Genomic DNA, 11,334 nt, shown 5'->3' on the forward strand with positions numbered 1-11,334 from the left:
TGTTAGTGGGCGACGGCAGCAGCGCCGTGTTCGTCGATGAGGGCGCCGTTGTGGAAACGGTCGATGGAGAACGGTGCGGCCAATGGATGCATCTCGCCCTTGGCCAGGCTCGCGGCGAACACGTTGCCCGAGCCCGGGGTGGCCTTGAAGCCGCCGGTGCCCCAACCGCAGTTGAAGAACATGTTCGGCACCGGCGTCTTGGAAATGATCGGGCAGGCGTCCGGGGTGGTGTCGACGATGCCGCCCCATTGGCGGTTCATGCGCACGCGGGACAGGACCGGGAACATCTCGACGATGGCCTGGATGGTGTGCTCGATCACCGGGTACGAACCGCGCTGGCCGTAGCCGACCCAGCCGTCGATACCGGCGCCGATCACCAGGTCGCCCTTGTCGGACTGGCTGATGTAACCGTGCACTGCGTTGGACATGATCACGCTGTCGATGATCGGCTTGATCGGCTCGGATACCAGCGCCTGCAGCGGGTGGGATTCGATCGGCAGGCGGAAGCCGGCGAGCCTGGCCATGTGCCCGGAGTTACCGGCGGTGACCACGCCGACGCGCTTGGCGCCGATGAAGCCCTTGTTGGTTTCCACGCCGATGCACACGCCGTTTTCCTTGCGGAAGCCGATCACTTCGGTCTGCTGGATCAGGTCCACGCCCAGGGCGTCGGCGGCCCGGGCGAAGCCCCAGGCCACGGCGTCGTGACGAGCCACGCCGCCACGGCGCTGGACGGTGGCGCCCATCACCGGGTAGCGGGTGTTCTTCGAGCAATCCAGGTACGGGATCTCGTCCGCCACCTGCTTGGCGTTGAGCAGCTCGCCGTCCACGCCGTTGAGGCGGTTGGCGCTGACCCGACGCTCGGAATCGCGGATGTCCTGCAGGGTGTGGCACAGGTTGTAGACGCCACGCTGGGAGAACATCACGTTGTAGTTCAGGTCCTGGGACAGGCCTTCCCAGAGTTTCATCGCGTGTTCGTACAGGTGCGCCGACTCGTCCCACAGGTAGTTGGAACGCACGATGGTGGTGTTGCGCGCGGTGTTGCCACCGCCCAGCCAGCCCTTCTCGACCACGGCGACGTTGGTGATGCCGTGCTCCTTGGCCAGGTAGTAGGCGGTCGCCAGGCCATGCCCGCCGCCGCCGACTATGACCACGTCATAGACTTTTTTCGGGGTTGGCGTGCGCCACATGCGCTGCCAGTTTTCATGATGGCTGAGGGAGTGCTTGAAGAGGCCGAAGCCCGAATAGCGTTGCATAGTCATTTGCTCCAAAACCGCACTCAGCGATAAACCGGGAAGTCCGCGCACAGGGCCGCCACCTGGCGAGCGACATTGGCCTCGACATCGGCATCGCCGAGGTGGTCGAGGATGTCGCAGATCCAGCCGGCCAGTTCCACGCACTGGGTGACCTTGAAGCCGCGGGTGGTCACCGCCGGGGTGCCGATGCGCAGGCCGGAGGTGACGAAAGGCGACTGTGGATCGTTCGGGACGGCGTTCTTGTTCACGGTGATATGGGCACGGCCCAGGGCGGCGTCCGCATCCTTGCCGGTCAGGCCCTGACGGATCAGGCTGACCAGGAACAGGTGGTTGTCGGTGCCGCCGGACACTACATCGTAGCCACGTTTGACGAATATGCCCGCCATCGCCTGGGCGTTGTCGATCACCTGCTGCTGGTACGCCTTGAAGCCGGGCTCCAGCGCTTCCTTGAAGCACACGGCCTTGGCGGCGATCACGTGCATCAGCGGGCCGCCCTGGGCGCCGGGGAATACCGCGGCGTTGAGCTTCTTCTCGATCTCTTCGTTGGCCTTGGCCAGGATCAGGCCGCCACGCGGGCCGCGCAGGGTCTTGTGGGTGGTGGTGGTGACCACGTCGGCGAACGGAATCGGGTTCGGGTACAGGCCGGCGGCGACCAGGCCGGCAACGTGGGCCATGTCGACGAACAGCAGCGCGCCGACCTTGTCGGCGATCTGGCGGAAGCGCGGGAAATCGAGGGTCTTGGAGTAGGCCGAGAAGCCGGCGACGATCATCTTCGGCTTGTGCTCGACGGCCAGGCGCTCGACTTCGTCATAGTCGATCAGCCCGGTGCTGGTGTCGATGCCGTACTGCACGGCGTTGTACAGCTTGCCCGAAGACGACACCTTGGCGCCGTGGGTCAGGTGGCCGCCGTGGGCCAGGCTCATGCCCAGGATGGTATCGCCGGCCTGCAGCAGTGCCAGGTACACCGCGCCGTTGGCCGAAGAGCCGGAGTGCGGCTGGACGTTGGCGTAGTCGGCGCCGAACAGCTGCTTGGCGCGCTCGATGGCCAGGGCCTCGACCTTGTCCACGTGCTCGCAGCCACCGTAGTAGCGCTTGCCCGGATAACCTTCGGCGTACTTGTTGGTCAGGCCGCTGCCCTGGGCCTGCATGACCCGCTTGCTGGTGTAGTTTTCCGACGCGATCAGCTCGATGTGATCTTCCTGACGCTGCTCCTCGGCGTTGATGGCCGCCAGCAGTGCATCGTCATAACCCTGGATTTGGTCTTGCTTGCTGAACATCGCGTCTCTCCCAGCGGCGGTTGTGCGCCTTTCGTCTCGGTGAGGCACCTACCCTTCGGCAGTGCCCTTTGGATGCGATGGTATGACCGGCGCAGACCGGTCAAATGCCTATGGACGCCACGCAAAGGTGCGTTTACGACATGGCCCGGCGCAGAGAGACCCAGGGCAGTGCGCGGTACGCGCGCAAGGCTCTATATCCATGGCTTGCCGGCCACCGCGAGCCTTCGTCACCGACCAGTGGCGCTACGGCTTCCAAGGCAATGCGCAGCCCTGTAGCCGCTGCCGAGCACTAGCGAGGCTGCGATCGAGGGACGCAGTCCTCGCAAAACCTGAGCACGCGGTATTTCAGGAAGAACCAGGTCGCCTGGTTTTACGACCGCTTCGCGGCCGATCGCAGCCTCGCTGGGGCTCGGCAGCGGCTACGAGTATTCGCAGCGACAAGGGTCGCCGTCAGGCCAGCAGGTTGCGCAGCGCCAGCAGCAGGAGGAAGTGCCCGGGGTACAGCAGGTAGGCCCAGCGCCGCATCGGCGCAATGGACACGCCGCGCAAGCGCCGCAGCACCAGGAGCCCCAGCCATGGCGCCAGCAGGCAGGCGAGCAGCCCCCAGGCCGCCACCGGGTTGCCCAGGCGGGCCGCCGGCAGCAGGGTTTGCCACTGGTTCGCCGCCAGGCACAGCAGCCCCGGCAGCAGCGCCCAGTACCAGGGCCGCCGGAGCACCAGCAACAGCGCCAGCGGCAGCAGCACGCCGGCCAGGCCGAACATCAGCTGGCGGTCGAACACCCCGCCCAGCAGCGCCGCGCCAAGCCCCAGCCACAGCGCCAGCCCGCTGCGGCGCTGCCAGCCGCGCGCCACCAGCAGGCCCAGGGCCAGGGTCGGCAGGACATTGAGGGTGTCGGGGTCGGGTATGTAGAGCCGGTAGGGCACCTCGCTGAGCAGGCTGAACAGCAGCAGCCAGCCCAGGTAGCGCCACTGCCCCGCCCCGTCGCGAACCGTCGCGCCAGAGCGCGCCACATTCGCCGCCAGCGCCAGGCAGAACCAGGGAAACGCCAGGCGCCCGGGCACATACAACCCATCCAGGGACCAACCGGCATAGCGCAGGTGATCGAGCACCATGCCGAGCAGCGCCAGCCATTTGAGCAGGTCCAGGGCAGTGTCGCGCCCGGCGGTGATCGGGGTGGTCGTCAGGTCTCGCATAGGTCCTCGGGGTCGGTGTATTTTCCGTGCGTGAACAGGGCGTGTGCTCCCTCGCCAATCTTGGGTAAAGTGGCGCACCGCCGATCTCCAGGACGCCTGCGCGAGCTTGCCGGATCGGCCCCATTGCAGGTGCTGTACCCAAGGGTTCCCTACCCGGGAACACCTTATCCGGAGCCCTTTATCCAAGGTCTCCCCCTCGGACCCCTAGCACGGAAGACGGCCATGACCGACAAGAGCCAACAATTCGCCAGCGACAACTATTCCGGTATCTGCCCCGAGGCCTGGGCGGCCATGGAACAAGCCAACCACGGCCATGAACGCGCCTATGGCGACGACCAGTGGACCGCCCGCGCCGCCGATTATTTCCGCAAGCTGTTCGAGACCGACTGCGAAGTGTTCTTCGCCTTCAACGGCACCGCCGCCAACTCCCTGGCCCTGTCGTCGCTGTGCCAGAGTTACCACAGCGTCATCTGCTCGGAAACCGCCCACGTCGAAACCGACGAATGCGGCGCCCCGGAATTCTTCTCCAACGGTTCCAAGCTGCTGGTGGCCGGCACCGAGAACGGCAAGCTGACCCCGGACTCGATCCGCGAGATCGCCCTCAAGCGCCAGGACATCCACTATCCCAAGCCCCGGGTGGTGACCCTGACCCAGGCCACCGAAGTCGGCAGCGTCTACACCCCGGAAGAAATCCGCGCCATCAGCGCCACCTGCAAGGAGCTGGGGCTGAACCTGCACATGGACGGCGCGCGCTTCTCCAATGCCTGCGCCTTCCTCGGCTGCTCGCCGGCCGACCTGACCTGGAAAGCCGGGGTCGACGTGCTGTGCTTCGGCGGCACGAAAAACGGCATGGCGGTCGGCGAGGCGATCCTGTTCTTCAACCACAAGCTGGCCGAAGACTTCGACTACCGCTGCAAGCAGGCCGGGCAACTGGCCTCGAAGATGCGTTTCCTGTCCGCGCCCTGGGTCGGCCTGCTGGAACACGACGCCTGGCTCAAGTACGCCCGCCACGCCAACCACTGCGCGCAATTGCTGGCCCAGCTGGTGGCGGACATCCCCGGGGTGGAGCTGATGTTCCCGGTGCAGGCCAACGGTGTGTTCCTGCAACTCTCGGAACCGGCCATCGCCGCGCTGACCGCCAGGGGCTGGCGTTTCTACACCTTCATCGGCAAGGGCGGGGCGCGCTTCATGTGCTCCTGGGACACCGAAGAAGCGCGGGTGCGTGAACTCGCCGCGGATATCCGCCAGGTCATGGCCGGCTGAAACCGCCGTTGCACCGGCTTCTGTCCAGGGCAGCAGCCGGTCGGCAATCCCCGCCACAGCCTTCAGTTCACATTTTTCTGAACTGATTATTTCCCCCCGCTGATTCAACATCGCAGGCGTATATCCGAGACTCCCGGGTCAATCTATAAAAACAAAGGCAACGACCCCATGACCAGCCTGCCTGCTGCAACGCCAAGAGCCGCCTCCCCCGGCCTCAAGATCGAGACCCGCTCCATCGACTACGTGCCGCGCCACGAGCGCCACGGCAAGGTCTGGCACCAGGGGCCGTTCTGGTTCACCGGCAACTTCGTCCTGACCACCATGGTCACCGGTTTCACCGGCGCGGCCCTGGGCCTGAGCCTGTACTACTCGATCCTGGCCATCGTCATCGGTGTCTGCCTGGGCACCTTCTGCATGGCCTTCCACGCCAACCAGGGGCCGCGCATGGGCCTGCCGCAGATGATCCAGTCGCGGGCGCAATTCGGCCTGCGCGGCGCCATCGTGCCCTTCACCGCGGTGGTGTTCGTCTACATCGGCTTCAACGTGTTCAACGTGATTCTCGCCACCGACGCCATCAACACCGTGGTGCCCGGCGCACGGGCGCCCTGGTACAGCCTGATGATCGTCCTGGCGGTTATCATCGCCGTGGTCGGGCACGACCTGCTGCACGCCGTGCAGCGCTGGCTGACCTACCTGATGATCAGCGTCTTCACCGTGCTGACCATCAGCGCCCTGATGACCCTGCAGGCCGACTCCGCCGTGGCCGGCGCGCACTTTTCCTGGTCGGCCTTCCTGATCCAGCTGTCGGCGGCCGCCGGCTACCAGATCAGCTATTCGGTGTATGTCTCGGACTACTCGCGCTACCTGCCGCACAAGACGCCGTCGCGCCAGGTGATTTTCTGGACCTACCTGGGCGCCGCCGGCTCGGCCCTGTGGCTGATGTCGCTGGGGGCCTTCCTCGCCTCCGCCCTGCCGTCGCCCGACGCCATCGGCAGCGTGCGCGAGGTCGGCAACCAGGTGATCCCCGGCTTCGGCACCTTTACCGTGCTAATCGCCGTGCCCGCGCTGGTCGGCATCATGGCGGTCAACTGCTACGGCGCGATGCTCACCGGCATCAGCGCCATCGACGGCTTCCTGCAGATCCAGCCGAACCTCAAGAGCCGCGTGGTGGGCATCGCCCTGGTGGCGGTGGTGATCTTCCTGATCGCCATGAACATCCCCGAGAGCTACCTGGCGAGCTTCAACACCTTCGTGCTGCTGATGCTGTACTTCCTGGTGCCCTGGACCGCGGTCAACCTGGCGGACTTCTACGTGGTGCGCAAAGGTCACTACGCCATCCGCGACATCTTCAACCCGTCCGGGATCTATGGCCGCTGGGCCATGCCCGGCCTGGTCGCCTATTTCCTTGGCCTGCTCGCGATGATTCCCTTCATGTCGCTGAGCTTCTACCAGGGGCCCGTCTCCCGGGCGCTGGACGGCGCGGACATCGCCTTCGTCGTCGGGCTGGCCGTGGCCGGGGTAGCCTACTGGGCCCTGAGCCGGGGCCTGGACCTGGACGCCGAGCGCCAGGCGATCCAGGCCAGCGAACGCCAATTGGAAGGAGCTGAACAATGACTGCGACCCAGCACCTGAAAGTCGCCTGCCAGCAGGTGGCCCCCCGGGTCGGCGAACTCGACTACAACCGCGGCCTGGCCCAGCGCGCGATCCGCGAGGCCGCAGCCCGGGGCGCCCAGGTCATCGTGCTGCCGGAGCTGGTGCAGAGCGGCTACGTGTTCCACGATCGCCAGGAAGCGCTGGCGCTGGCCGAAGACCTCGACGGGCCGACGCTGAGCCTGTGGAAAACCCTGGCTGCGGAGCTGCAAGTGGTGATCGTCGGCGGCTTCTGCGAGCGCCTGAATGCCGCGGAAGTGGCCAACAGCGCCGCGCTGGTGGAGCCCGAGGGGCGCGTGACGGTCTACCGCAAGGCCCATCTGTGGGATCGGGAGCACCTGGTATTCACCGTCGGCGACCAGCCGCCGCCGGTGGTCGAGACGCGCTTTGGCGCCATTGCGCTGATGATCTGCTACGACCTGGAGTTCCCAGAATGGGTGCGCCTGCCGGCGCTGGCCGGCGCCGCGCTGCTCTGCGCGCCGGTCAACTGGCCCGACGGCCCGCGCCCCGTTGGCGAACGCCCGGCGGAAATGGTCCGGGTCCAGGCCAACGCGGCGGTCAACCGCATGTTCATCGCCGCCTGCGACCGCTGCGGCGACGAGCGCGGCGTGGGCTGGGTCGGCGGCTCGCTGATCGTCGATGCCGACGGCTACCCCCTGGCCGGCGGCGCCCGCAACCCAGGGGAGCAACTGCTGCTGGCGGACCTGCCCCTGGCAGACGCGCGGCACAAGCACATCAGCGAGCACAACCACGTGCATCGCGACCGTCGCCCGGCGCTGTACTGAGCCCCTGCCCGTCGCGGGGCAACCCGCGACAAACCTTGTTTCGCCCCTGACCGTGCGCATCATCGGACATGAACTAGATTGACTGGCGAGCCGCTGTACCCGCTCGGATAACGCCAACAATCAGGAGCGCATTCATGTCCCTACAAGGCAAGACCCTGTTCATCACCGGCGCCAGCCGTGGCATCGGTCGCGAGATCGCCCTGCGGGCAGCGCGGGACGGGGCCAATATCGTGATCGCGGCGAAAAGCGCCGAGGCCCACCCCAAGCTCCCCGGCACCATCTTCAGCGTGGCCCGGGAGGTCGAGGCGGCGGGTGGCAAGGCCCTGGCCCTGCAGGTGGACGTGCGCGACGAAGAGGCGGTGCGCCAGGCCCTGGCCCGGGCGGCCGAGCATTTCGGCGGCATCGATGCCCTGGTCAACAATGCCGGGGCGATCAAGCTGACCGGCGTGCAGCATATCGAGCTCAAGCGCTTCGACCTGATGCATCAGATCAACACCCGCGCCGTGCTGCTGTGCAGCCAGGCGGCCCTGCCCTACCTGAAAGCCAGCCACGGACACATTCTCAACCTGTCCCCGCCGCTGAACCTGGCGAGCAAATGGTTCGCCCAGTACAGCCCCTACACCGTCAGCAAATACGGCATGAGCATGCTGACCCTGGGCATGAGCGAGGAATTCCGGCTCTACGGCATCAGCGTCAACTCGCTGTGGCCGCAGACCATGATCGCCACCGCCGCCATCGAGTTTCAGCTGGGTTCGCGCGAATCGTTCAAGCATGCGCGCACGCCTGCGATCATGGCCGACGCGACCCACGCGATCCTGTGCAGCAGCCAGCGGCGCATCACCGGGCGGCTGTTGATCGACGAGGACATATTGCGCGAGCAGGGCGTGAGCGAATTCGGCCATTACCGCTTCGATCCCGACAGCAGCGAAGCGTTGATGACCGATTTGTTTGTCGATTGAGCGCGACGCAGCAGCCGCGGACCCGGCACTTCGGTAGGTCAGACGCACCGGGGGCTCAGGGTTTGCGACTGCTGCGCAGTCGATCGCAGCCTCATTCTTCGGCAGCGGCTACAGGCGCGGTACAACCTGGGAAAGGTGTAGCCCTCAATACTCGATCCGCACGTCGCCCTTCGGCACGCTGCAGCAGGACAGGATGTAGCCTTCGGCTTCGTCGTCCTCGGTGATGCCGCCGTTGTGGTCCATCTCCACTTCGCCCCCCAGCTTGAGCACCTTGCAGGTGCCGCAGATGCCCATGCCGCAGGCCTTGGGGATCATCAGGCCAAGCTTGGCCGCAGCGGCGTGGACCGTCTCGCCCGGCGCCACGCGGATGCTCTTGCCGGAGGCGGTGAATTCCACCTGATGCAGGTCGGCGGCGTCGACTTCCGGCGCCTCGGCTGCCTGTTCGGCCTGTTCCACGGCATCGGCCCGGGCTTCCGCCGGGGTCGCGCCGAAGGATTCCTCGTGGTAGCGCGACATGTCGAAGCCGGCGGCTTCGAGCAGGCGCTTGACCGCGTTCATGTAAGGCGTCGGGCCGCAGCAGAACACTTCGCGCTCGAGGAAGTCCGGCGCCATCAGTTCCAGCATCTTGTGGTTCAGGTAGCCGCGGTAACCGGCCCAGGGCTCGCCCAGGCCGTGCTTCTCGCAGATCAGGTGCAGGCTGAAGTTGTCGATCCGCGACGCCATGTGCTCCAGCTCGCGGTGATAGATGATGTCCTTCGGCGAACGGGCGCTGTGGATGAACACCATGTCGACATTGCCGTTGGTGTCGTAGAACCAGCGCGCCATGGACATCACCGGGGTGATGCCGACGCCGCCGCTGAGGTAGAGGATTTTCGGGCTCGGGAAGTCGATGGCGTTGAACAGCCCCACCGGCCCGTGCACTGCCAGTTCCTGGCCTTCGTGCAGGGTGTCGTGCAGCCAGTTGGAGACCTTGCCGCCCGGCACACGCTTGATGGTCACCGAGAAGCTGTAGGGCACCGAGGGCGAGCTGGAAATGGTGTAGGAGCGCATGACCTGCTGGCCTTCGATCTCCAGTTCCAGGGTGACGAACTGGCCCGGCTTGAAGAAGAACATGATCGGCTGGTCGGCCATGAAGCAGAAGGTGCGCACGTCCCAGGTTTCCTGGATGACTTTGACGCAACGGACGATGTGTCGGCCATTGGCCCAGGTCTGGGTGGTTACCGGATTCAGGAAGGTGTTGGACATGCTGTTCTCCACGGCCGACTGCCGGCCTTTATGTGGCGATTGTGCGCAGGCCCATGAACGCCCATTTACCTATCCGCGACATTCACATGCTTATCGCGACCAGCCCCCAACCACCGGGCCTGGCGCGTCGGGAACAGATTGCACCATGTCGCCCATGGATAAGGTTCCGGGGCGCGCCGGCCCCACACTCGCCCCAACTGATAACAGCTGGATTCCAGCCTTGCGCCGCAACCGTAGCCACTTTCACCGGCCACACAGATGGCCTCGAGGATAAAACGATGGACGTCACCGCAACCCTGAGCCTGGGCGATCCGCTGGAACCCGCACGCAAGGCCACCGCGCAAATGCTTCAAGAACGCGAGCGGACCTTCTCCCTGCCGCAGCCGTTCTACTGCGACGAGCGCCTGTTCGATATCGACATGCAGGAGATCTTCCAGAAGGAATGGCTGATCGCCGGCATGACCTGCGAGATCCCGACCAAGGGCAACTACCTGACCCTGCAGATCGGCAAGAACCCGATCATCGTCATCCGCGGCGCCGACGGCGTGGTCCACGCCTTCCACAACGTCTGCCGCCACCGCGGCTCGCGGCTGTGCACCAGCGAGAAGGGCAAGGTCGCCAAGCTGGTCTGCCACTACCACCAATGGACCTACGAGCTGGATGGCCGCCTGCTGTTCGCCGGCACCGAGATGGGCGCCGACTTCGACATGAAGCAATACGGCCTCAAGCCGGTGAACGTGAAGACCGCCGGTGGCTACATCTTCATTTCGCTGGCTGAGAACCCGCCGGCCATCGACGACTTCCTGGCGACCCTGGCTCACTACATGGAGCCCTACGACATGGAAAACACCAAGGTGGCGGTGCAGACCACCTTGATGGAGAAAGCCAACTGGAAACTGGTGCTGGAAAACAACCGCGAGTGCTACCACTGCAACGGTTCGCACCCGGAACTGCTCAAGACCCTGCTGGAGTGGGACGACACCAACGACCCGCGCGCCGACCAGGCGTTCAAGGACCATGTCGCGGCCTCCGCCGCCGCCTGGGAAGCCGAGAAGATCCCGTACCTGCACAAGAGCCACGGCCTGCGTAACCGTATCGTGCGCATGCCGCTGCTCAAGGGCACCGTGTCGATGACCATGGACGGCAAGCAGGCCTGCCAGAAGCTGATGGGCCGGATCAAGAACCCGGACCTGGGCTCGATGCGCATCCTGCACCTGCCGCACTCGTGGAACCACTGCATGGGCGACCACATGATCGTGTTCACCGTGTGGCCGATCAGCGCCCAGGAAACCATGGTCACCACCAAGTGGCTGGTGCACAAGGACGCCGTCGAAGGCGTGGACTACCACCCGGAAAACATGCGCAAGGTGTGGGACGCCACCAACGACCAGGACCGTCGCCTGGCCGAAGAGAACCAGCGCGGCATCAACTCCACCGCCTACCAGCCCGGCCCGTACTCCAAGACCTACGAGTTCGGTGTGGTCAACTTCATCGACTGGTACAGCGAACGCATGCTGAGCAACCTCGGCGCCGAACCGGCCCCTTACCTCAAGGGCGTGCAGGTCCAGGGCTGATCCCCCCAACCTGTAGGAGCGAGGCTTGCCCGCGATGAACGCAACCCGGTGCATCTGACACACCGGGTTATCGTTCATCGCGGGCAAGCTTCGCTCCTACCAGGACGAAGTCGCTGTACAAAATCTGATCTACC

9 protein-coding genes are annotated in these 11,334 nt (G+C 65.4%); 5 read left to right on the top strand and 4 right to left on the bottom strand.

Annotated elements, in window-relative coordinates:
* Window positions 1-2 precede the first annotated feature (2 nt).
* The 3 genes from TO66_RS29010 to TO66_RS29020 all read right to left on the bottom strand — a co-directional run bounded on the left by TO66_RS29010 (window position 3) and on the right by TO66_RS29020 (window position 3,724).
* Window positions 3-1,253 (bottom strand): sarcosine oxidase subunit beta family protein, encoded by a 1,251-nt coding sequence (locus tag TO66_RS29010; RefSeq protein ID WP_044465472.1) that lies wholly within the window; start codon window positions 1,251-1,253, stop codon window positions 3-5.
* A gap of 23 nt (window positions 1,254-1,276) precedes the next feature.
* Complete coding sequence (locus tag TO66_RS29015) at window positions 1,277-2,530, bottom strand: serine hydroxymethyltransferase (RefSeq protein WP_044465473.1); 1,254 nt, start codon at window positions 2,528-2,530, stop codon at window positions 1,277-1,279.
* A gap of 450 nt (window positions 2,531-2,980) precedes the next feature.
* On the bottom strand, window positions 2,981-3,724 hold the full coding sequence (locus TO66_RS29020) for a TraX family protein (RefSeq protein WP_044465474.1): 744 nt from the start codon (window positions 3,722-3,724) through the stop codon (window positions 2,981-2,983).
* A gap of 222 nt (window positions 3,725-3,946) precedes the next feature.
* Between TO66_RS29020 and TO66_RS29025 the strand changes: the two genes are divergently transcribed.
* From TO66_RS29025 to TO66_RS29040, 4 genes are all read left to right on the top strand, one after another.
* Window positions 3,947-4,987 carry a low specificity L-threonine aldolase gene (locus tag TO66_RS29025; RefSeq protein WP_044465475.1) on the top strand — a complete coding sequence of 347 codons (1,041 nt, stop codon included), beginning with the start codon at window positions 3,947-3,949 and terminating at the stop codon, window positions 4,985-4,987.
* A 168-nt stretch (window positions 4,988-5,155) separates the two neighbouring features.
* A complete protein-coding gene (locus TO66_RS29030) occupies window positions 5,156-6,601 on the top strand; it encodes a cytosine permease (RefSeq protein ID WP_044465476.1) in 1,446 nt (481 codons plus the stop codon).
* Window positions 6,598-7,422, top strand: coding sequence for a nitrilase-related carbon-nitrogen hydrolase (locus TO66_RS29035; RefSeq protein WP_044465477.1), 825 nt, complete (start codon window positions 6,598-6,600; stop codon window positions 7,420-7,422). Before TO66_RS29030 ends, TO66_RS29035 begins: the two co-directional genes overlap by 4 nt.
* Before the next feature lie 134 nt (window positions 7,423-7,556).
* A complete protein-coding gene (locus TO66_RS29040; RefSeq protein ID WP_044465478.1) occupies window positions 7,557-8,381 on the top strand; it encodes an NAD(P)-dependent oxidoreductase in 825 nt (274 codons plus the stop codon).
* A gap of 144 nt (window positions 8,382-8,525) precedes the next feature.
* On the opposite strand, the gene gbcB is transcribed toward TO66_RS29040, so the two are convergent.
* On the bottom strand, window positions 8,526-9,626 hold the full coding sequence (gbcB, locus tag TO66_RS29045) for a glycine-betaine demethylase subunit GbcB (protein ID WP_044465479.1): 1,101 nt from the start codon (window positions 9,624-9,626) through the stop codon (window positions 8,526-8,528).
* Window positions 9,627-9,904: 278 nt separating this feature from the next.
* Here gbcB and gbcA point away from each other — a divergent pair, with 278 nt between their 5' ends.
* Window positions 9,905-11,200 carry a glycine-betaine demethylase subunit GbcA gene (gene gbcA, locus TO66_RS29050; RefSeq protein WP_044465480.1) on the top strand — a complete coding sequence of 432 codons (1,296 nt, stop codon included), beginning with the start codon at window positions 9,905-9,907 and terminating at the stop codon, window positions 11,198-11,200.
* The last annotated feature ends 134 nt before the right edge of the window (window positions 11,201-11,334 follow it).

The organism is Pseudomonas sp. MRSN 12121 (genome assembly GCF_000931465.1).
GTDB lineage: Bacteria > Pseudomonadota > Gammaproteobacteria > Pseudomonadales > Pseudomonadaceae > Aquipseudomonas.

Bases quoted from the DNA above. Each gene is read 5' to 3' on its own strand.
- TO66_RS29015 (WP_044465473.1), bottom strand. From the start codon at position 2,530: ATGTTCAGCAAGCAAGACCAAATCCAGGGTTATGACGATGCACTGCTG.
- gbcB (WP_044465479.1), bottom strand. From the start codon at position 9,626: ATGTCCAACACCTTCCTGAATCCGGTAACCACCCAGACCTGGGCCAAT.
- TO66_RS29040 (WP_044465478.1), top strand. From the start codon at position 7,557: ATGTCCCTACAAGGCAAGACCCTGTTCATCACCGGCGCCAGCCGTGGC.
- TO66_RS29030 (WP_044465476.1), top strand. From the start codon at position 5,156: ATGACCAGCCTGCCTGCTGCAACGCCAAGAGCCGCCTCCCCCGGCCTC.
- TO66_RS29035 (WP_044465477.1), top strand. From the start codon at position 6,598: ATGACTGCGACCCAGCACCTGAAAGTCGCCTGCCAGCAGGTGGCCCCC.
- TO66_RS29025 (WP_044465475.1), top strand. From the start codon at position 3,947: ATGACCGACAAGAGCCAACAATTCGCCAGCGACAACTATTCCGGTATC.
- TO66_RS29010 (WP_044465472.1), bottom strand. From the start codon at position 1,253: ATGCAACGCTATTCGGGCTTCGGCCTCTTCAAGCACTCCCTCAGCCAT.
- gbcA (WP_044465480.1), top strand. From the start codon at position 9,905: ATGGACGTCACCGCAACCCTGAGCCTGGGCGATCCGCTGGAACCCGCA.
- TO66_RS29020 (WP_044465474.1), bottom strand. From the start codon at position 3,724: ATGCGAGACCTGACGACCACCCCGATCACCGCCGGGCGCGACACTGCC.